Origin of the sequence: Streptomyces sp. HNM0645 (assembly GCF_030056615.1) — a bacterium.
In the GTDB taxonomy this organism is placed as follows: Bacteria; Actinomycetota; Actinomycetes; order Streptomycetales; family Streptomycetaceae; genus Streptomyces; species Streptomyces marianii.
In genome coordinates this window covers 34,705-54,556 of sequence record NZ_JASHLT010000008.1, presented here as the reverse complement: position 1 = coordinate 54,556, position 19,852 = coordinate 34,705, and the positions used below count along the sequence as shown (strand labels likewise).

Here is a 19,852-nt window from a genome sequence, read left to right as displayed (position 1 = left end):
GGGACGGCCGGGCTGCCCCGGACGGAGGCCGTCCGCCCAACGGAAGCGTGTGGTGGGGCGGGGTCGGGCTCCCGTGCGGCGGCCCCTGCGGGTAACCTCCCGCTCATGTCCCGCCATGTCGCGATCGTCACTGATTCCACGGCCTACCTGCCGCCACAGACGATGGAGTTGCATGGCATCACAGCGGTGCCACTGACCGTTGTGCTGGGGAGCCAGGCCCTCGAGGAGGGCACCGAGATCTCGGCCCGTTCCCTCGCCCAGGCGCTTCAGAAGCGCCGTGCCGTGACCACGTCCCGGCCGAGCCCGGAGACCTTCGCGGCCGCCTACCGGGCCACGGCGGAAACCGGGGTGACGGGCATCGTCTCGCTCCATCTGTCCTCGGAGTTCTCCGGCACCTACGACGCGGCGGTCCTGGCGGCCCGGGAGGCGCCCGTCCCGGTCCGTGTGGTCGACACCGGCATGGTCGCGATGGCGCTGGGATTCTGCGCCCTCGCCGCGGCCGAGGCGGTGGACGCCGGCGGTTCCCTCGACGAGGCGGTGGCAGCGGCCGAGAAGCGCGCCGCGGGCACGTCCGCGTTCTTCTACGTCGACACCCTCGACTATCTGCGCCGGGGCGGCCGTATCGGTACCGCCCAGGCGTTGTTCGGGTCCGCGCTCGCGGTGAAGCCGCTGCTGCAGCTGGAGGGCGGCCGGATCGAGCTCAGGGAGAAGGTGCGCACGGCCTCCAAGGCGATCGCCCGGCTGGAGGAGATCGCCGCCGAGCGCGCCGGTACGGGACCGGTGGACATCGCGGTGCACCATCTTGCCGCGCCGGAGCGGGCGTCCGCGCTGGCGGAGCGGTTGCGGGAGCGGGTGCCGAACCTCGGGGAACTGCACGTCAGCGAGGTGGGCGCGGTGATCGGGGCGCACACCGGGCCCGGACTGCTGGGGGCGGTGGTCTCACAGCGGTGAGGACGCGGCGCCGCGGTGGGGCCCGTCCGTGTCGTGCGGCGGTGCGGGGCGCGGGTGCTGCCGTGGGCTGGTCGCCGGCCTGGCCGGACCGTCTCGTCACTCCGGAGAGTGACCGAGTTTTCCACAAGGGCCCGGTTGTCCACCGGAATTGAGGCTGCTCAGCAAGGTCGCACGGAGATGCCTACCGTCGGGTGGCATGAGTCACCGATCACGCTCTGCGACCAGTGGCCCGGGCCGTGGGCCTGCCTCGGACGGCCGCGTACGCCACCGGCGGCAGCGGATGAGAGCCGGGAGCCACCCGGTGTCGGCCCCATCCGCCCCTTCGCCGGCGGACACGGCACCGTCGTCGGCGGCGCGGTTACGCGCTCACGCCCTCTTCCGGACGCCCGGCGCACCCGGGACGGCGACCGCTCCGCCCGCGCGCTCCTGGGCGCCCTCGGCCGCGGGGACACCGGCGTCGGACCGAACGACGGGCGGCCCCGAAGGCGTGCGGGACGCCGCTGCCGCGCCCGAGCCGGGGCGCGGCCGGTCCGTGCCGCCGCCGGGCTCGCGTGACCCCTCAGGAGCGGGCCGAGCGACCGCTGCCGGGCCCTCGCTGTCGGAGCGGACGCGGCTGGCCCTGGCGGAGCGGATGCCTTCGTGGGTGCGGCTGCGCTGTGGGCTGGAGCCGAAGGCACTGGCCGCTCTCGCGGTGGTCCTGGTCCTGGGGGTGGGCCTGGCCGTGCAGCACTTCTGGTCCGGGCAGCCGCAGCCGGTGCGCGCGCCCCAGCTGGTCGGGGAGGTCCCTCCCACGCCGGAGGTGACCCGGCCCGGGCCCTCGCCGGGTCCGCCAACGGCACGCGAGCCCGCCGGGCACATCGTCGTCGATGTGAGCGGCAAGGTCCGGCGGCCGGGCGTCCTCCGCCTCCCCGTGGGGGCCCGGGTCGCCGACGCGCTGCGGGCGGCGGGCGGGGTGAAGGCGGGCACCGACCTCACCGGCCTCAACCGGGCGCGGGTGCTCATGGACGGCGAGCAGGTGGTCGTGGGTGCCCCGCAGCCTCCCGGCCCGCAGGGGCCGCCGGGTGGTGCCGCCCCGGGCGCGGGACCACTGAGCCTCAACACCGCCACGGTGGAGCAGCTCGACACCCTGCCGGGCGTGGGCCCGGTACTCGCCCAGCACATCGTGGACTACCGCACCGAGCACGGCGGCTTCCGATCGGTCGACGAACTCCGAGAGGTGACGGGGATCGGCGACCGCCGGTTCGCCGACCTGGAAGCGCTGGTGCGGCCGTGATCCGGGCGCCCGCGGATTCCCCCGACCTCCGGCCGGAGGCGGCCGAAGCCCGTGAAGAACGCCCGGCCGATCTGCGTCTGGTGCTGCCCGCCCTGGCCGCCTGGGGTGCGGCGGCCCTCGCTCTGACGACGCGGCCGCCCTGGCCGCGCGTGACGGTGCTCGCCTGTGTCGCCGTGGCGGGCGCGCTCCTGCTGTCCCCGGCCGTCCGCGCGGCACGCCGGCGTTCCTGGCAGGGGGCCGGCAACAGGGTCGCTGCCGCCGCCGTGCTGCTGTGCACCGCCGCCGGTACGGCCGCCGGCGCACTGCGCGGCGCGGACCTGTACCGGGGGCCGGTACCAGAGGCGGCGCGGCAGCACGGCCCGGTGACCGCCGAGTTGACCGTCACCACCGATCCGCGCACGACACGGCCGCGGGTGTGGGGTGATCGGGCAGTACAGACGGCTGTCCTGCTGGAGGGACAGGTCGTCCGGGTCACCACGCCGGAGGGTGAGTCCATCACCACCAGGGCCCCGGTCCTGGTGATCGTCCGGCCCGGCCAAGCGGCCCGTCCGTGGCTGAGTCTGCTGCCGTCGACCAGGGTCACCCTCACCGCCAGGGCCGAGCCACCTGCGGAGGGGGAGGGCCGGTTCGCGGCCGTACTGAGGGTGCGAGGCCCGGGGCCGCCCCGCACCACGGGACCGCCGACCCCGGCGCAGCGCACGGCGGGGGACCTGCGTGCGGGGCTGCGGCTGGCGACCGAAGGGCTGCCACCGGACTCACGTGCACTGCTTCCGGGGCTTGTCGTCGGCGACACCTCCCGCATCGGCACCGAACTGCACGAGGCGTTCAAAGCGACCGATCTGACGCATTTGCTGGCCGTATCCGGCAGCAATCTGGCGATCGTCCTGTTCCTGCTCATCGGCCCGCCGGGCCGCGCGCTCAGAGCGGAACGAGGCGGTCTGGCACCCCGGTTGGGCATCTCACTGCGTGCGACAGCACTGTCCGGCGGCGCGCTCACGCTGGGCTTCGTCGTCGTGTGCCGGCCGGAACCGAGCGTGCTGCGTGCCGCGGCCTGCGGGGCGATCACCCTGTTGGCCATCGGCACCGGTCGGCGCAGATCCCTGCTCCCGGCACTGGCGGCCGCCGTGTTGCTGCTGGTGCTCTGGGACCCTTGGTCGGCCCGCACCTATGGATTCCTGCTCTCTGTGCTGGCGACGGGCTCCCTGCTCACCATCGCTCCGCGCTGGAGCACGGCGCTGCGCCGGCGCGGGGTGCCGGGACGAGTCGCGGAGGCCCTCGCCGCGGCCGCGGCGGCGCAGGCAGTGTGCGCGCCTGTCGTGGTCGTGTTCGCCGAGCGGATCAGCCTGGTGGCGGTTCCGTGCAATCTCCTCGCCGAGCCGGCCGTGGCGCCCGCCACGGTACTGGGGTTCGCGGCGCTCGCCGCAGCACCCGTCTCGGCAACGGCCGCGGAGCTGCTTGCGCGCTGCGCCGGCTGGCCGGCCGGGTGGATCGCCGGAGTCGCCCGCGCCGGGGCCGGCCTGCCCGGGGCGCAGGCCGAGTGGCCCGGCGGCTGGTGGGGCGCGCTGCTGCTGGCCGCGGTCACCGCCGTGGGGACGCTGCTGGTTCGCGGGTCGGCCCGGCGCCCCTGGCCGGCCGTGGGATGCGCCCTGCTGCTCGTACTTGCTGTGCTGCGGCCGCCCCCGCTGACCAGGATCGCCACCGGCTGGCCGCCGCCGCGCTGGTCGTTCGCCATGTGCGACGTCGGGCAGGGCGACGCCACGGTGCTGGCCGCGGGCGAGGGGTCGGCCGTCGTCGTGGACGCCGGGCCGGACCCGGCACTCACGGACCGGTGCCTGAAGGAACTGGGCGTCAGGAGCGTGCCGCTGCTGTTGCTGACCCACTTCCACGCCGACCATGTGGCGGGGCTGCCCGGCGCCCTGCGGGGCAGAAGCATCGGCGCGATCCAGACCACGTCCCTCGAAGAACCGCGTGACCAGGCCGAGTTCGTGCGCCGGACCGCGACAGCCGCGGGCGTGCGGTTGATCCGGCCCGGGCGGGGGGAGCGACGGCGTGCGGGAGGGCTCACCTGGCAGGTGCTGTGGCCTGCCCCCGGTTCCGCACCGGGCTTCGGCGCGAATCAGCGGGAGCCGAACGACGCGAGTGTCACCCTGCTCGTGCGCACGCACAGCGGTCTGTCGCTGCTGCTCCTAGGGGATCTCGAACCCCCGGCGCAGCGAGGGCTGATACGGGCCCACCCGGCCCTCCCACGCGTCGACGTCCTCAAGGTCGCCCACCACGGCTCGGCATACCAGCACCCCGCCCTGCTCGCCGCGGCCCGGCCGAGGCTGGCGTTGATCTCCTGTGGCCGGGACAACCCGTACGGGCATCCGTCGCTCCGGACCGTCTCCGCACTGCGGTCGCAGGGCGCGCTGGTGATGCGCACCGACACGGAGGGTTCGATCGCCGTCACGGGCTCCGGCAGTCGTCTGCGTGCCGTGGCCCGCGGCGCCCGTCCGCCGTGAGTTCCGCACCGCGGACGGACAGGTGCGCAGCCCGGTGCGCCGATACGACGGCGGGTCCCGACCGCGGGGTCGGTCCGTCCGGGCCATTGGGCCCACACCGACCAGGCGCCGGCTCGGCGCGGCCTCGGGGCCGGGTGGTCCGGCCCCTGACGGGGTCCGGCCTGCTGGATCGGCCTGGGCACGGGGCCGGTTGTTCCGGGCCTTGGTGGTCCGGCCTGCGGTGCGTTCGGTCTGGGGTCGCGTCCAGCGGGTCGGGTCGGGTCGGGTCGGTCCGGTCCTCGGTCGGGTCCGGCCTTCGGTCGATTCGGGTGGTCCGTCCGGTGGGGGCCGCTCTCCGGTCAGTCCAGCCAGCGGCCCTCGCGCATCAGCAAGCGGCCGGGCTGCTCGTTCCCCTCACGCCATGCCTTGACGGTGTGCGGGGTGATCCGCACGAACACCCACCGGGCCCCGCCGCGCGGGTCCCAGCCGAGCTTCGCGGAGAACGCGTCGCCGGAGCCGGGCGCCAGAGCATCGCACGCCACGACCTCGGCGGCGCCGGCGATGTGCACCACGTCCGTGGCATGGCCGACGGTGACGACCGCCTCGCCGCGCGGAGTCAGATTGCGGGCGGTAGGGGTGCTGCGCCGGGTGCACATCAGCAGTCTTCCCCGGTCCCACAGGAACCACAGGGGCACGAGGGTGGGCATGCCGTCCGCCGATGCCGTGGCCACCCAGGCGTCGCGGTCGCCGGCCAGCCGATCGAGGGCGTCCGCTCTGCGCTGCGCGCGGCTCCGTGCCGGCTCGGGGTTCGTCATGTCCCGGAACGGTACGCGGCGGGCGACTCTCGGAGCGTCGGGCGGCGGACCGATCTGCCTCGGCCCCGCGTCCTAGGACCCGTGGCGCATGGCGGGGCGTCCTGCCTTCGGCACAGACTGCGTGCATGGACACTGCATCGCAGCCCCTGCAGACAGAGACCGCCGACGCCTATCTCCGCCGCATCGGTGCCGAGCGTCCCGACCGGGCGGACCGGGATGCCCTGCGCGAACTGCAGCAGCGGCATCTGCGTTCCGTGCCGTTCGAGAACCTTTCGATCCACCTGGGGGAGAACGTGGTTCTGGAGGACAAGCCGCTGCTGGACAAGGTCGTCGGGGCGCGCAGGGGCGGGTTCTGCTACGAACTCAACGGCGCGTTCGCCGCGTTGCTGCGCAGCCTCGGCTTCGGCGTCACCCTGTTCCAGGCCCGGGTCTTCAAGGGCGACGGGCAGCTCGGCATTCCGTACGACCACCTCGCCCTGCGTGTGGAGACCGTCGACGGCAGCGGTCCGTGGCTCGCCGACGTGGGCTTCGGCGATCACTGCCACTACCCGCTCCTGCTCGACGAACGGGGCGACCAGAGCGATCCGGCCGGTACCTTCCGCATCGCCGAGGCGCCGGACGGCGACCTGGACGTGCTGCGGGACGGGGAGCCGCAGTTGCGGCTCGACCCGCGGCCGCGGGAGCTGGAGGACTTCGAGGCCGGTGCCTGGTACCACCGCACGTCGCCCGCCTCCCACTTCACCCAGAAGCTCGTCTGCTCCCGGCTCACGGACGAAGGCCGGATCACCCTGTCCGGACGCAGACTCGTCACGACGGCGCACGGTGCGCGCACGGAGCGGCAGCTCGGTGACGACGCCGAGATCCTGGCGGCCTACCGGGAGCACTTCGGGCTGGAGCTGGACCGGGTGCCGGAGGTCCGGAAGCACTGTGCGGGGGACACGGCACAATGTGGCGGTGAGTGATGTGAGACATGTGCTCGTCCTGCCCGACCGCGACGCCGCCGAAGAGGTCATCGAGGCGATCGGGGACCACTTCGGCGTGGACGACGAACCCCAGTTGGTGCGGGACGCCCTGGCGGGGGAGGACGACGCCGAGGACGCACAGTGGCTGGTGGTCGTCGAGGACCCGGAAGGCCGTCTGAGCCCCGTCGAACTGGACGACTTCGTGGCCGACTGGGACGGTTGGCGGGAGGAGCCCTGAGCCGCCGCACGGGCGTCCCCTCCGCGGGAGGTAGGCAGGTGGGTGCCTGAGCCGGCACCCGAGCCGCTGAACCCCACCGACCCCTTCGAGCCCCGGCGAACCCTGAGACCCTTCCGTCCTTCCGGCCCCTCCCATCCCTGTCTTGCCTGCGCTTCCTCCGGCCTTCTCCGCCATCTTCGGCCCTTTCCATTCCTTCCGGCCCTTCCGGCCCTTCCGTCCTTCCGGCCCCTCCGCGTCTCCGGGCCGGTCCCTGAGCACGAGCCCCCGCGCCCCGTCGCTCCGGACCGCGGGGCAGACGGCGGTGTCGGTGGCCCATGGGATGCTGGACGCGATGGCCACCAGGAAGAACACGAACGACGATCCCCTCGCCCCCGTCACGATCGCGGTGGGCCAGGAGGACTTGCTGCTGGACCGCGCCGTGCAGCAGGTGGTGGCGGCCGCCCGGGCCTCCGACGCCGACACGGACGTCCGCGATCTCGCCCCCGACCAGCTCCAGCCCGGCACGCTCGCCGAGCTGACGAGTCCCTCGCTCTTCGCCGAGCGCAAGGTCGTCGTCGTGCGGAACGCGCAGGATCTCTCCGCCGATACGATCAAGGACGTCAAGGCCTATCTCGCCGCACCGGTCGAGGAGATCACGCTCGTCCTGCTCCATGCGGGCGGTGCCAAGGGGAAGGGCCTGCTGGACGCGGCACGCAAGGCCGGCGCGCGTGAGGTGGCGTGCCCCAGGACGACCAAGCCGGCTGAGCGACTGACGTTCGTGCGCTCCGAGTTCCGCACGCTGGGGCGGTCCGCGACCCCGGAGGCGTGCCAGGCCCTCGTCGACGCCATCGGCAGCGATCTCAGGGAGCTGGCGAGCGCGGTCTCGCAACTGGTCGCGGATGTCGACGGCACGATCGACGAGGCCGTCGTCGGCCGCTACTACACCGGGCGCGCGGAGGCCTCCAGCTTCACCGTGGCCGACCGCGCCGTCGAGGGCCGTGCGGCCGAGGCCCTGGAAGCGCTGCGCTGGTCGCTCTCGACCGGCGTCGCACCGGTCCTGATCACCAGCGCGCTGGCCCAAGGGGTGCGGGCGATCGGCAAACTCTCGTCGGCACGCGGCGGCCGGCCGGCCGATCTCGCGCGCGAGCTGGGTATGCCGCCCTGGAAGATCGACCGGGTCCGCCAGCAGATGCGCGGCTGGACGCCCGACGGCGTCGCCCTCGCCCTGCGCGCCGTCGCCGAGGCGGACGCGGGGGTCAAGGGCGGTGGCGACGACCCGGAGTACGCGCTGGAGAAGGCGGTGGTCACGGTCGCCCGCGCGGCCCGCCTGCGCCGCTGATCCACCGCGTCGCGCGGCCGCTGCCTCGGCCCTGTCCCCCGCTTCAGTCCCGTCCACCGCCCGTGCGGTTGCCGAAGACCTCGCGAACCTCGCTGCTCGGACCTTGCCGCGCCGACTCCGGCCCCGCCCGCTCCTGCGGCGCCGCCGCTGACGGCGCCGTAGGTCTCCCGGCCACGCCTGCCCGGCTCTTGCTCCCCCTCACCCGCACCGGAACCCCACCCGAAACCCACCGGAACCCCACCCGGCCCCCACGGTCGGACAGCCGGCTCGGCTCACATCAGCGGAGGGGCGGCCCGGGTGTGCCGATGTGCCCGTGTGGCGACGCGTGACACGTGGCGGGCGGGGACGGCGCCGTCGCTCCCGGGCCGGACGCCGAAGAAGACTGCCGGTGCGCGGGGTTGGGGAGCGAGGCCTGCCGTCCGCCAGACCCCGTCGCCGCTCAGTGCTCCAGTGCTCGCCACTCGGAAGCCAGGAGGGCCCAGAGCTGCTTGTCGTGGCGCACGCCCTCGTAGGGCCATGCCTTGCGGCGCACGCCCTCCAGCGTCATGCCGAGCCGCCTGGCCACCGCTGAGCTGCGGTCGTTGTCCGCCCGGCAATGCCACTCGGCCCGGTGCAGCCCCCGGGACGTGAACGCCCAGTCCAGCAACGCGTCGCACGCTCGGGTGACCAGACCGTGGCCCTCGGCCGACGGCTCGAGCCAGCAGCCGATCTCGCAGGAGCCGAGGGCGGCGTGGAAGTCGGTGAACATCACACCGCCGACCAGTGCCCCGTCCCGCCGGATGCCGTACAGACGCGCACCGTCGTCCGCCTGGCGTTCGGCGTACCGCCTGAGCGTGGCCCGTGCCCCGTCCACGTCGTCGGTGACGAACGACGCCCCGACCCACGGACGAATGTGCTCGCGCGCCCGGTCCAGATGGTCGGCGAACTCCTCGGCATGCCGGATCTCCAGCGGACCGAGGCGGACGCCGTCGCACAGCGGCAGCGAGAACACGAGAGGCCACCCCATTCGCACAACAACCGTTACGGGAACGTACCGTGGCGGCATGCCACGTACCAAGGGAGATCATGAGGGCCGCCGACGCGACGTCTCCGCAGCGGTCTGGCAGGTCATGGCCACGCGTGGCTTCGCCGGCCTCACGCTGCGCGCCGTCGCCGCCGAACTCGGCGCGACGACCGGCCTGCTCACGCACTACTTCTCCACCAAGCAAGCCTTGGTGGAGCACGCCCTGGACCTGCTCGAACAGCGCACCCTCCTCCGCCCCCGCCGTCACTCGGGCAAGGGGCTGGCAGCCCTCAGGGACGCGCTGCTGGACATCCTGCCGCTGACCCCGGAGGCCGTCGACGGCAACCGGATCCGGGTCTGTTCCTGGGATGCCGCGCTCTCCGACCCCGGCCTGAGCGCCGACTACGCCCGCAAGTACGCCCAGGGTCGCGACAGGTTGACCGAGCGGGTGGCCGCGGCTCAGGAGCTCGGTGAACTGCCACCCGGCAACCCCGCGCACATCGCGGCCGGCGCCCAGTCCTTCGTCCTCGGTCTGGTGGTCCAGACCCTGTTCGATCCGGCGGGGTTTCCCCCGCAGCGGCAGGTCGAGCTCCTGGACGACTACCTGGCGGGCCTGAGCACCCGGGCCGACGCGGCAACGGCCGGATCGACGGCAAGGGCAACGGCAAGGGCAACGGCCGGATCGACGGCAGCGACAACAACGACGGCATCGACCGCATCGCCGGTGGCGACCCCGCCGAGGGCCCGGCGCGGTCCCGGCGGGGGCCTCTGAGCGACGATCGGTCGGCGAACTGCCCGGGCCGTCGCCCGAAGCCGAAAACCCCGCCCTCCCGAACTGGGGAAGAACGGGGAAGCGGGGTTCTCGGGTCCGGCCGGAGCCGGGAAGCCGGTGGATTCGCACCCGCGTGGCGAACGCAGGCCGCGTGCGAATCCGGGGTGCCGGTCCGGGGACGGATGAGAGAGGGCCCGTCTGGTCCGGTCCGGCGATCAAGTCGTCCGGCGGGTCGCCCCGAGGGGGTCGCTGCCGGAGGTTCCGGGGTCACCCCCGGAGCGGGAGCTCAGCCCTGGAGGGAGGCAACCTTGGACGCCAGCGCCGACTTCTTGTTGGCGGCGGCGTTCTTGTGGATGACACCCTTCGAGACGGCCTTGTCGAGCTTGCGGGACGCCTCGCGGGCGGCCACGGTGGCCTTCTCGACGTCGCCGGCGGCGACGGCCTCGCGGGCCTTGCGGATAGCGGTCTTGAGCGAGGACTTGACGGCCTTGTTGCGCAGGCGCGCCTTCTCGTTCGTCTTGTTCCGCTTGATCTGGGACTTGATGTTCGCCACGAAAGAGCCTTTTCAGGATTGATGATCTTTGAAGGCGTGTCCCGCACCCATGACCTTCGGGGGACGGCCCTTCCGAGGACACGACTCTTCGGAGCGCATGACCCTTCCGGACACGGGAGGTGCCTCCGGAGAGGACACACGAGACACAGCTGGCCAGACTACCAGCGCCGCTCCGACCGGCCCAAACCGAGCGCAGCCCCGCAGCCATGGGACCATGGAGGCTGCGTATCGATCCGACATCGACCCGAGACGAGCGCTCGGCGCTCAAGAATCAGGACCCTGCGTGCCCGCGACCCCTACCAATGTGCCCGAGCCGAGCCGTACCGACCCGGCGCTGATCCGCAACTTCTGCATCATCGCGCACATCGACCACGGCAAGTCCACGCTTGCCGACCGGATGCTCCAGCTGACCGGCGTGGTCGAGCAGCGGCAGATGCGCGCCCAGTACCTCGACCGCATGGACATCGAGCGTGAGCGCGGTATCACGATCAAGTCCCAGGCCGTGCGCCTGCCCTGGGCGCCCACCACGGGTGAGGGGCAGGGCCGGACCCACATCCTCAACATGATCGACACTCCGGGCCACGTCGACTTCACCTACGAGGTCTCCCGTTCGCTCGCCGCGTGCGAGGGCACGATCCTCCTGGTGGACGCGGCCCAGGGCATCGAGGCGCAGACCCTCGCCAACCTCTACCTGGCGATGGAGAACGACCTCACCATCGTCCCGGTGCTCAACAAGATCGACCTGCCGGCCGCGCAGCCCGAGAAGTTCTCCGAGGAGCTGGCCAACCTCATCGGCTGCGACCCCTCGGACGTCCTGAAGGTGTCGGCCAAGACGGGCCTGGGTGTGGAGGCGCTGCTGGACCGGGTGGTGAAGGACGTGCCGGCCCCGGTGGGAGTCAAGGACGCCCCCGCCCGTGCGATGATCTTCGACTCGGTCTACGACTCCTACCGCGGCGTCGTGACCTACGTGCGTGTCGTCGACGGACAGCTGAACAAGCGCGAGCGCATCCGGATGATGTCCACCGGCGCGACCCACGAGCTGCTGGAGATCGGCACCAACTCCCCGGAGATGCTGGCGGCCGACGGCCTCGGCGTCGGCGAGGTCGGCTACCTCATCACGGGTGTGAAGGACGTCCGCCAGTCGAAGGTGGGTGACACGATCACCCAGCAGACCAAGGGAGCCACGGAGGCGCTCGGCGGCTACAAGGACCCGAAGCCGATGGTGTTCTCGGGCCTGTACCCCCTCGACGGCTCGGACTACCCCGAGCTGCGCGACGCGCTCGACAAGCTCCAGCTCAACGACGCCGCGCTGGTCTACGAGCCGGAGACGAGCGCCGCACTGGGCTTCGGCTTCCGCGTCGGCTTCCTCGGACTGCTCCACCTCGACGTGATCCGCGAGCGCCTGGAGCGCGAGTTCGGCCTCGACCTGATCGCAACCGCCCCGAACGTGGTGTACCGGGTGGTCATGGAGGACGGCACCGAGCACACCGTCACCAACCCGAGCGAGTTCCCCGAGGGCAAGATCGCCGAGGTGTACGAGCCGGTCGTGCGCGCGACGATCCTCGCGCCGAGCGAGTTCATCGGCTCGATCATGGAGCTCTGCCAGAACCGCCGCGGTGTGCTCCTCGGCATGGACTACCTCTCCGAGGACCGGGTCGAGATCCGTTACACCCTCCCCCTCGCCGAGATCGTCTTCGACTTCTTCGACCAGCTGAAGTCCAAGACCCGCGGCTATGCCTCGCTCGACTACGAGCCCACCGGCGAGCAGGGCGCCCAGCTGGTGAAGGTCGACATCCTGCTCCACGGCGACAAGGTCGACGCCTTCTCCGCGATCACGCACAAGGACCAGGCCTACGCGTACGGCGTGCGGCTCGTCGCCAAGCTCAAGGAGCTCATCCCGCGGCAGGCGTTCGAGGTGCCCGTCCAGGCGGCCATCGGCTCCCGGGTGATCGCCCGCGAGACGATCCGGGCCATCCGCAAGGACGTGCTCGCCAAGTGCTACGGCGGTGACATCTCCCGCAAGCGGAAGCTGCTGGAGAAGCAGAAGGAAGGCAAGAAGCGGATGAAGATGGTCGGCTCGGTCGAGGTGCCGCAGGAGGCGTTCATCGCCGTGCTGTCCAGTGACGACTCCGCGGGTGGCAAGGCGAAGAAGTAGTCCGCGGGTAACGCGAAAGCACCAGTCGTCCCTGTTCGCCTGCCGCGCCCCACAGGCCCGTGCGCTTCCGGCGCACGGGCCTGTTCGTTATCAAGCGGCAGCCCGCAGCCCCTTACGTGGCGCAGCACGGCGCTCTACCCTGATCAGGCCTCGATGGTTACTCGCGAGTTAAACAACTGTGACCATTCGGGCAATCAGCCAGTCATGCAGCAATGCCGCAGCAGGCCCGGAGGATGTCGTGAGCGACACACAGAACCTGATCGAGAACCGACCGCCCTCCGTGGCGACGCTCTTCGTCCAGCGGGTGGCGGCCACTCCCGACGCGGAGGCCTACCGCTACCCCGTCCCCGCCGCCTCCGGGCAGGGGCCCGACGACTGGAAGTCGCTGAGCTGGCAGGAGGCCGCCGAGCGGGTCTACGCCATTGCGGCCGGACTGGTCGAACTGGGGGTGCGCGCCGAGGAGCGGGTGGCTCTCGCCTCCTCCACCCGGGTCGAGTGGATCCTCGCGGACCTCGGCATCCTCTGCGCGGGCGCCGCGACGACGACGGTGTACCCGCAGACCAACGCGGAGGAGTCCGCCTACATCCTGGCCGACTCCGAGAGCAGGGTGCTGATCGCCGAGGACGCCGCGCAGGTGGCCAAGGCCCGTGAGCGGCGCGCCGAGCTGCCGCATCTGAAGCACGTGATCGTGATCGACGAGGCGGGCGCCCAGCCGGCCGAGGGCGACCCCGACGGCTGGGTCCTCTCGCTCTCCGCACTCGAGGCGCGCGGCGCCGACCACCTCGCCAAGAACCCGGCCGCGGTCAAGGAGCGGGTGGAGGCGATCACCTCCGGCCAACTCGCCACCCTCATCTACACCTCGGGCACCACGGGCCGCCCCAAGGGCGTCCGGCTGCCGCACGACAACTGGTCCTACATGGCCAAGGCGATCGCCTCGACGGGCCTGGTGACCCAGGAGGACGTGCAGTACCTCTGGCTCCCGCTCGCCCACGTCTTCGGCAAGGTGCTGACCTCGGGCCAGATCGAGGTCGGGCACGTCACCGCCGTCGACGGCCGGGTCGACAAGATCATCGAGAACCTTCCGGTGGTCCAGCCCACGTACATGGCGGCCGTGCCCCGCATCTTCGAGAAGGTCTACAACGGCGTGGCCGCCAAGGCGCGGGCCGGCGGCGCGGCCAAGTACAAGATCTTCCAGTGGGCCGCCGGTGTCGCGCGCGCCTACGCCAAGGAGTCCCAGGACAACTACCGCCGCACCGGCAGCGCCTCGGCGTCCTTCGGCCTCACCGTGAAGCACAAGGTCGCCGACGTGCTCGTCTACTCCAAGCTCCGTGAGGCCTTCGGCGGCCGGCTGCGCGCCGCAATCTCCGGCTCCGCCGCTCTCTCGCCCGAGATCGGCTTCTTCTTCGCCGGTGCCGGCATCCACATCCTGGAGGGCTACGGCCTCACCGAGTCCAGCGCCGCCTCCTTCGTGAACCCCGGCGAGGCGTACCGCACCGGCACCGTCGGCAAGCCGCTGCCCGGCTGCGAGGTGCGCATCGCGGACGACGGCGAGATCCTGCTGCGCGGTCCCGGCATCATGGAGGGCTACCACGGGCTCCCCGAGAAGACCGCCGAGGTCCTGGAGTCGGACGGCTGGTTCCACACCGGCGACATCGGTGAGCTCTCCCCCGACGGCTACCTCAAGATCACGGACCGCAAGAAGGACCTGATCAAGACGTCCGGCGGCAAGTACATCGCGCCGGCCGAGGTCGAGGGCCAGTTCAAGGCGGTGTGCCCGTTCGTCTCGAACATCCTGGTGCACGGCGCCGACCGCAACTACTGCACGGCGCTCATCGCGCTCGACGAGGCCGCCATCCTCGGCTGGGCCGAGGAGAACGGCCTCGAGGGCAAGTCGTACGCGGAGGTCGTCGCCGCACCGCAGACCGAGCGGCTCGTCGACGGCTACGTGCAGCGGCTCAACGGAACGCTCCAGCGCTGGCAGACCATCAAGAAGTTCCGCCTGCTGCCGCGCGACCTCGACATCGAGCACGGCGAACTGACGCCGAGCCTGAAGCTGAAGCGCCCGGTGGTCGAGCGCGAGTACAAGGACCTCATCGAGGGCATGTACGAGGGCGCCCTCGAGGCGTGACACCACCGTTCGGCGGCCCGTCGCCCGGCCCTGCGCCGCGCGACGGGCCGCCGAGCCGTTCCCCGGCCTCTACGAGCGGCCCCACGGCCCGCACACCGTCCGCCCTCGCGTCCGGCCTCCTCCCGTTCACCGCCTGCTCGCGACCGCTCCCCGCCCCGCTCCCCCGAACAGTCCCATTTCGGTGACTCCGTGCTCATGGGACCGCCCGGTCTGTCACGCTGTCCGTGTCGTCCCTGCCCGGCGGGCGGCACGGCGGGGAAGCAGAGCGACCAGCCGAACCGGACAGGAGTCGCCGCGTGGGGTCCGTTCCGATGCAGCAGGAGACCGCTCACCGTTCGGTGCAGCTGCTCCCGCGGCGTGGCGGCGTACGCCCGGCGGCCCGTGCCAGCCTGCCCGGGAACCCCCTCGCCGTGTCCGCCGCCCGCCGCTTCGTCCGGGCCGTGCTCGACGACTGGACCCGGCTCGGGACGGTCACCAGGCGCGGTGCGGACCGGTTCGCCGACGACGCCGCACTGGTCGTCAGCGAACTCGCCACCAACGCCGTCGTCCACGCGGGAACCGGCGTCGAGGTGCTCGCCCGGCTCGACCCGGCCACCGACGACGACCCGGCGGCCCTGGTGATCGAGGTCTCCGACCACCATCCGGCGCGGGCGGTGCGCGGCGACGGCCACGAGCAGGAGGGCACCGACCCGGGCGAACCGGATCACGGGCGCGGGCTCCATCTCGTCGCCGCGCTCGCCGCTTCCTGGGGCATCACGTACCGGCCGGGCCTCAAGACCGTCTGGGCGCGCCTGCCGCTCGACGGCTTCGACGGCGCGGCCCCGGCCCGGGGCGGCGAGACCCTCCGGCCGCGCGGGGTCAGGGCGGCCGAGATCCTCGCCCCCGCCCCGCGCAGAAGCGTCCGCGACGACCGCGAGTGGGTCGGCCGCGGCGCGCTCTCCTTCCTCGCCGAGGCCTCCGACCTGCTCGCCGGGCAGCTCGACGAGGACATGGTCGCGGCCCTCGCCGGACAGCTGCTGGTGCCCAGGTTCGCCGACTGGTGCGCGGTCTGGCTGGACGGCGAGACGGGCCCGGCGCCCCGGCCGGCCCGGGTCTGGCACGCGGACGAGTCCGCCATCGAGGGCCTGCGGGAGGCACTGGCCGGGGACCCGCCCCGGTTACCGGACGAACCGCGAGGGACCGCCGTACCGGTCCGGGTCGCCTGGCCGCCCGCCGACGCGGGCAGCGCGGTCGCGTTCCGGCTGACCGTCGGCGCACGACCGCTCGGCACCCTGCTGCTCGGCCGCGAGGCACCACCGGGCGTCCCCGACGAGGCCCTCGCGCTGCTGGAGGACTTCGCCCGCCGCGTCGGCCTCGCGATCGGGGCGGCCCGCCAGTACACCCGGCAGGCCACGATCAGCCGGGTCCTGCAGCGCGGCCTCCTGCCCGCCCAGGTCGCCCGCATCCCCGGCGTCGACAGCTCCCTGGTGTACGAGCCGAGCGACGAGGGGCTGGCCGGGGGCGACTTCCACGACATCTTCCCGGCGGGCAGCGGCGGGCGCTGGTGCTTCATGCTCGGCGACGTCCAGGGCAGCGGGCCGGAGGCCGCCGTCGTGACCGGCCTCGCCCGGCCGTGGCTGCGGCTGCTCGCCCGCGAGGGCTACCAGGTCGCCGGCGTGCTCGACCGGCTGAACGGCCTGCTCCTCGACGACGCGCTGGAGGCGGCCGAGGCGGCGGCGCTGATGGCGGCCGGGCCGGCCGTGGCCGGTACCGCGGGCGCCGGTTCCGGGAGCGGCCACGAGGGCCCCCAGTCCCGGTTCCTGTCGCTGCTCTACGGCGAGCTGACACCGTTGCCGGAGGGCGGGGTCCGCTGTGCCCTCGCCTGCGCCGGCCACCCTCTTCCCCTGCTGCTGCGCCCCGACGGCACCGTCCGTCCCGCGGCCGCGTCGCAGCTCCTCCTCGGCGTGGTCGAGGACGTCGCGTACGAGAGCCAGACCTTCGAGCTCATGCCCGGCGACACTCTGCTGTGCGTCACCGACGGGGTCACGGAGCGGCGGTCCGGACGGCGGATGTTCGACGACTCGGACGGGCTCGCCCGGGCGCTCGCCGGCTGCACCGGTCTCACCGCCGAGGGAGTGGCGGACCGGATACGCCGGGCGGTGCACACGTTCGCGGAGAACCCGCCCGACGACGACCTCGCGCTGCTGGTGCTCCAGGCCCGCCGATCCCCGGGCCCCTGATCTCCGGGCCCCCGACCCCCGGACCCGCCGATGTCCCGTACTGCTGATCTCCCGGCCGCGGCCGGGACACCGCGCGCGTACCGGACAATGGGATGCATGCCTTCCGCACTGCCTGATGGTGAGCCCATGCCCGTCGACGGGGCGCTGCCCCCGCACGCCCTCGCGGACGCGGCCGGCCGGCCCCTCGGGTTCTATCTGCACGTCCCGTACTGCGCCACGCGCTGCGGCTACTGCGACTTCAACACGTACACGGCGAGCGAGCTGCGCGGCACCGGTGGTGTCCTGGCCTCGCGCGACAACTACGCGGACATGCTCGTCGAGGAGATCAGGCTCGCCCGCAAGGTCCTCGGTGACGACCCGAGGCAGGTCAGGACCGTGTTCGTGGGCGGCGGGACCCCCACGCTGCTGCCCGCCGCCGACCTCGTCCGGATGCTGGGCGCCGTCCGCGAGGAGTTCGGCCTCGCCGACGACGCGGAGATCACCACGGAGGCCAACCCGGAGTCCGTCGATCCGGCCTACCTCGCGGAGCTGCGGGCCGGGGGCTTCAACCGGGTGTCCTTCGGCATGCAGAGCGCCCGGCGGCACGTGCTGAAGGTGCTCGACCGCACCCACACTCCCGGCCGTCCCGAGGCCTGCGTCGCGGAGGCCCGGGAGGCGGGCTTCGAGCACGTGAACCTCGACCTCATCTACGGCACGCCCGGCGAGAGCGACGACGACTGGCGCGCCTCGCTCGACGCTGCCATCGGCGCAGGCCCCGACCATGTGAGCGCGTACGCCCTGATCGTGGAGGAAGGCACCCAGCTGGCCCGCCGGATCCGGCGGGGCGAGGTGCCGATGACGGACGACGACGTCCACGCCGACCGCTATCTGATCGCCGACGAGGTCCTGGCCGGCGCCGGATACGGGTGGTACGAGGTCTCCAACTGGGCCCGCTCGGAGGCCGGCCGCTGTCTGCACAACGAGTTGTACTGGCGCGGTGCCGACTGGTGGGGCGCCGGCCCGGGCGCCCACAGCCACGTCGGCGGGGTGCGGTGGTGGAACGTCAAGCACCCCGGCGCTTACGCGGCGGCGCTGGCGGAGGGCCGTTCGCCCGGCGCCGCGCGCGAGGTCCTGCCGGACGAGGACCGGCGGGTGGAGCGGGTGCTCCTCGAACTGCGGCTGCGCGAGGGCTGCCCGCTGGACCTGCTCCGGCCGCCGGGCCTCGCGGCCTCCCGCCGGGCCCTGGAGGACGGGCTGCTGGAGCCCGGGCCGTACGAGGCGGGCCGGGCGGTGCTCACGCTGCGTGGCCGGCTGCTGGCGGACGCGGTGGTCCGGGACCTGGTGGACTGACGGGCCCCGGCCGGCGTACGTCCCGGCCCGGCCCCGTGCCGGGTCTCAGGCGGTGACGAAGTCGATCAGTTCCTCGACCCGCCCCAGCAGCTCCGGTTCCAGGTCCTTGTAGCTGTTCACCCGGGACAGGACGTGCTGCCAGGCCGCTCCCGTGTTCGGCGGCCAGCCGAGCGCCCGGCAGACACCCGTCTTCCAGTCCTGCCCCCGCGGCACCGACGGCCAGGCGGGGATGCCCAGCGACGACGGTTTCACGGCCTCCCACACGTCGATGTACGGGTGGCCGACCACCAGGACGTGCGGGTCCGTCACGGACTCCGCGATGCGGGACTCCTTGGAACCCGGCACCAGATGGTCCACGAGCACGCCCAGCCTGGCGTCGGCGGCCGGGGCGAACTCGGCGACGACGGCGGGCAGGTCGTCGACGCCCTCCAGGTACTCGACGACCACCCCCTCGATGCGCAGGTCGTCGCCCCAGACCTTCTCCACCAGCTCCGCGTCGTGGCGGCCCTCCACATAGATGCGGCCGGCACGGGCGACCCGGGCGCGGGCGCCGGGCACCGCGACCGAACCGGAGGCCGTGCGGGTGGGCCGCGCGGGCGCGCCGGGCGAGGGCCGCACGAGGGTGACCACCCTGCCCTCCAGCAGGAAGCCCCGCGGCTCCATCGGGAACACCCGGTGCTTGCCGAAGCGGTCCTCCAGCGTCACCGTCCCCGCCTCACACCGGATCACCGCACCGCAGAAGCCCGTGGAGACCTCCTCGACCACCAGGTCGGGATCGGCGGGGACCTCCGGCACGGGAGCGGACCGCTTCCACGGGGGCGTCAGATCGGGACTGTAGCTGCGCATCCGCCAGACGCTACGACACCCCGAACCGCTACGACACCCCGAACCGCCGGGCCAGCTCATCGCGTTGGGCGCGCACGAACGCGGCGTCCACCGCCGCCCCGTGCCCCGGGACGTACACCGCGTCCTCCCCGCCCAGCGCGAGCAGCCGGTCCAGCGCCGCCGGCCAGCGGGACGGGATGGCGTCCGGTCCGGCCTGCGGGTCGCCCGACTCCTCCACCAGGTCGCCGCAGAAGACGACCTCGCGGTCGCCGGGCACCAGCAGCACCAGGTCGTGACGGCTGTGGCCCGGTCCGACGTTCGCCAGCATCACCTGGCGGCCGCCGAGGTCGAGCGTCCACTCGCCGGAGACGACGTGCCGAGGGACGACCAGGGCGTCGGTGGCCCGTGCCGCGTCGTCCGGCGGCATCCCGTGGCGGATCGCGTCGTCGCGCAGCACGGCCCGGTCCCGGACCAGGAGGCTGTCGACGCCGACCGCGCCGTACACCTCGGCCCCGGGGAACGCGGCCGTGCCGAGCACGTGGTCGAAATGAGGGTGGCTGAGCGCGATATGCGTCACACGCCGGCCGCCGAGGAGGGACTCGGCCTGGGTCCGGATCTCCGCCCCCTCGCGGAGCGTCGAGCCCGTGTCGAACAGGAGCACCGCACTCTCGCCGGCCACCAGACCCACCGTCGCGTCCCAGCCGGGCAGGCGCCGCCGCCCGACGCCGCCGGCGAGCCGTTCCCAGCCGAAGTCTTCCCAACGGACGTCCATACGGCGACGCTATCCCGGAGCGACCAGCGGCGTCATGGCTCGTCGCGACGGGGTAGGGT

The 19,852-nt window shown here is 73.1% G+C and carries 15 protein-coding genes and 1 pseudogene; 11 read left to right on the top strand and 5 right to left on the bottom strand.

The genetic code is table 11. The features are described from left to right. Nucleotides 1-105: 105 nt before the first annotated feature. The 3 genes from QMZ92_RS07135 to QMZ92_RS07125 all read left to right on the top strand — a co-directional run bounded on the left by QMZ92_RS07135 (nucleotide 106) and on the right by QMZ92_RS07125 (nucleotide 4,725). Nucleotides 106-951: a DegV family protein gene (locus QMZ92_RS07135; RefSeq protein WP_283296369.1), complete on the top strand. Its 846-nt coding sequence runs from the start codon at nucleotides 106-108 to the stop codon at nucleotides 949-951. 631 nt (nucleotides 952-1,582) lie between these two features. Further along, nucleotides 1,583-2,224, top strand: coding sequence for a ComEA family DNA-binding protein (locus QMZ92_RS35990; RefSeq protein ID WP_349307710.1), 642 nt, complete (start codon nucleotides 1,583-1,585; stop codon nucleotides 2,222-2,224). Further along, a complete protein-coding gene (locus tag QMZ92_RS07125; protein WP_283296367.1) occupies nucleotides 2,221-4,725 on the top strand; it encodes a ComEC/Rec2 family competence protein in 2,505 nt (834 codons plus the stop codon). The genes QMZ92_RS35990 and QMZ92_RS07125 overlap by 4 nt, the downstream gene beginning before the upstream one ends. Before the next feature lie 338 nt (nucleotides 4,726-5,063). Here QMZ92_RS07125 and QMZ92_RS07120 read toward each other — a convergent pair whose 3' ends face one another. Next, complete coding sequence (locus QMZ92_RS07120) at nucleotides 5,064-5,519, bottom strand: pyridoxamine 5'-phosphate oxidase family protein (RefSeq protein WP_283296365.1); 456 nt, start codon at nucleotides 5,517-5,519, stop codon at nucleotides 5,064-5,066. A gap of 125 nt (nucleotides 5,520-5,644) precedes the next feature. Here QMZ92_RS07120 and QMZ92_RS07115 point away from each other — a divergent pair, with 125 nt between their 5' ends. The 3 genes from QMZ92_RS07115 to holA all read left to right on the top strand — a co-directional run bounded on the left by QMZ92_RS07115 (nucleotide 5,645) and on the right by holA (nucleotide 8,037). Further along, nucleotides 5,645-6,481 carry an arylamine N-acetyltransferase family protein gene (locus tag QMZ92_RS07115; protein WP_283296364.1) on the top strand — a complete coding sequence of 279 codons (837 nt, stop codon included), beginning with the start codon at nucleotides 5,645-5,647 and terminating at the stop codon, nucleotides 6,479-6,481. Continuing rightward, nucleotides 6,474-6,719 (top strand): hypothetical protein, encoded by a 246-nt coding sequence (locus tag QMZ92_RS07110; protein ID WP_283296363.1) that lies wholly within the window; start codon nucleotides 6,474-6,476, stop codon nucleotides 6,717-6,719. Before QMZ92_RS07115 ends, QMZ92_RS07110 begins: the two co-directional genes overlap by 8 nt. Before the next feature lie 331 nt (nucleotides 6,720-7,050). After that, on the top strand, nucleotides 7,051-8,037 hold the full coding sequence (gene holA / locus QMZ92_RS07105) for a DNA polymerase III subunit delta (RefSeq protein WP_283296362.1): 987 nt from the start codon (nucleotides 7,051-7,053) through the stop codon (nucleotides 8,035-8,037). Nucleotides 8,038-8,476: 439 nt separating this feature from the next. Here the strand turns inward: holA and QMZ92_RS07100 are convergent, their stop codons facing one another. Continuing rightward, entirely contained in the window at nucleotides 8,477-9,043 is a 567-nt protein-coding gene (locus QMZ92_RS07100; protein ID WP_502962008.1) for a GNAT family N-acetyltransferase, read from the bottom strand. A 37-nt stretch (nucleotides 9,044-9,080) separates the two neighbouring features. On the opposite strand from QMZ92_RS07100, the pseudogene QMZ92_RS07095 reads away from it, so the two are divergent. Then, a pseudogene (locus tag QMZ92_RS07095) lies at nucleotides 9,081-9,668 on the top strand (TetR/AcrR family transcriptional regulator); the annotation flags it as partial. Nucleotides 9,669-10,098: 430 nt separating this feature from the next. Here the strand turns inward: QMZ92_RS07095 and rpsT are convergent. Continuing rightward, on the bottom strand, nucleotides 10,099-10,365 hold the full coding sequence (gene rpsT / locus QMZ92_RS07090; protein WP_017944951.1) for a 30S ribosomal protein S20: 267 nt from the start codon (nucleotides 10,363-10,365) through the stop codon (nucleotides 10,099-10,101). 283 nt (nucleotides 10,366-10,648) lie between these two features. Between rpsT and lepA the strand changes: the two genes are divergently transcribed. The 4 genes from lepA (at nucleotide 10,649) to hemW (ending at nucleotide 18,196) form a co-directional block, all read left to right on the top strand. Beyond that, on the top strand, nucleotides 10,649-12,520 hold the full coding sequence (gene lepA, locus QMZ92_RS07085; protein ID WP_283296361.1) for a translation elongation factor 4: 1,872 nt from the start codon (nucleotides 10,649-10,651) through the stop codon (nucleotides 12,518-12,520). A gap of 238 nt (nucleotides 12,521-12,758) precedes the next feature. Continuing rightward, complete coding sequence (locus QMZ92_RS07080) at nucleotides 12,759-14,648, top strand: AMP-dependent synthetase/ligase (RefSeq protein WP_283296360.1); 1,890 nt, start codon at nucleotides 12,759-12,761, stop codon at nucleotides 14,646-14,648. A 311-nt stretch (nucleotides 14,649-14,959) separates the two neighbouring features. Further along, nucleotides 14,960-16,867 (top strand): SpoIIE family protein phosphatase, encoded by a 1,908-nt coding sequence (locus QMZ92_RS07075; RefSeq protein WP_283296445.1) that lies wholly within the window; start codon nucleotides 14,960-14,962, stop codon nucleotides 16,865-16,867. 96 nt (nucleotides 16,868-16,963) lie between these two features. Continuing rightward, nucleotides 16,964-18,196 (top strand): radical SAM family heme chaperone HemW, encoded by a 1,233-nt coding sequence (hemW, locus tag QMZ92_RS07070; protein WP_283296359.1) that lies wholly within the window; start codon nucleotides 16,964-16,966, stop codon nucleotides 18,194-18,196. A 45-nt stretch (nucleotides 18,197-18,241) separates the two neighbouring features. Here the strand turns inward: hemW and QMZ92_RS07065 are convergent, their stop codons facing one another. Further along, nucleotides 18,242-19,042, bottom strand: coding sequence for a DUF3097 domain-containing protein (locus QMZ92_RS07065; RefSeq protein WP_283296358.1), 801 nt, complete (start codon nucleotides 19,040-19,042; stop codon nucleotides 18,242-18,244). Between the two features lie 28 nt (nucleotides 19,043-19,070). Beyond that, on the bottom strand, nucleotides 19,071-19,793 hold the full coding sequence (locus QMZ92_RS07060; protein ID WP_283296357.1) for an MBL fold metallo-hydrolase: 723 nt from the start codon (nucleotides 19,791-19,793) through the stop codon (nucleotides 19,071-19,073). Nucleotides 19,794-19,852: the final 59 nt, after the last annotated feature.

Excerpts from the sequence above, each read along its gene's own strand:
- QMZ92_RS07135 (WP_283296369.1), top strand. The coding sequence starts at position 106 with ATGTCCCGCCATGTCGCGATCGTCACTGATTCCACGGCCTACCTGCCG.
- QMZ92_RS35990 (WP_349307710.1), top strand. The coding sequence starts at position 1,583 with ATGCCTTCGTGGGTGCGGCTGCGCTGTGGGCTGGAGCCGAAGGCACTG.
- QMZ92_RS07120 (WP_283296365.1), bottom strand. The coding sequence starts at position 5,519 with ATGACGAACCCCGAGCCGGCACGGAGCCGCGCGCAGCGCAGAGCGGAC.
- QMZ92_RS07115 (WP_283296364.1), top strand. The coding sequence starts at position 5,645 with ATGGACACTGCATCGCAGCCCCTGCAGACAGAGACCGCCGACGCCTAT.
- holA (WP_283296362.1), top strand. The coding sequence starts at position 7,051 with ATGGCCACCAGGAAGAACACGAACGACGATCCCCTCGCCCCCGTCACG.
- QMZ92_RS07100 (WP_502962008.1), bottom strand. The coding sequence starts at position 9,043 with ATGGGGTGGCCTCTCGTGTTCTCGCTGCCGCTGTGCGACGGCGTCCGC.
- QMZ92_RS07075 (WP_283296445.1), top strand. The coding sequence starts at position 14,960 with ATGCAGCAGGAGACCGCTCACCGTTCGGTGCAGCTGCTCCCGCGGCGT.
- hemW (WP_283296359.1), top strand. The coding sequence starts at position 16,964 with ATGCCTTCCGCACTGCCTGATGGTGAGCCCATGCCCGTCGACGGGGCG.
- QMZ92_RS07065 (WP_283296358.1), bottom strand. The coding sequence starts at position 19,042 with ATGCGCAGCTACAGTCCCGATCTGACGCCCCCGTGGAAGCGGTCCGCT.
- QMZ92_RS07060 (WP_283296357.1), bottom strand. The coding sequence starts at position 19,793 with ATGGACGTCCGTTGGGAAGACTTCGGCTGGGAACGGCTCGCCGGCGGC.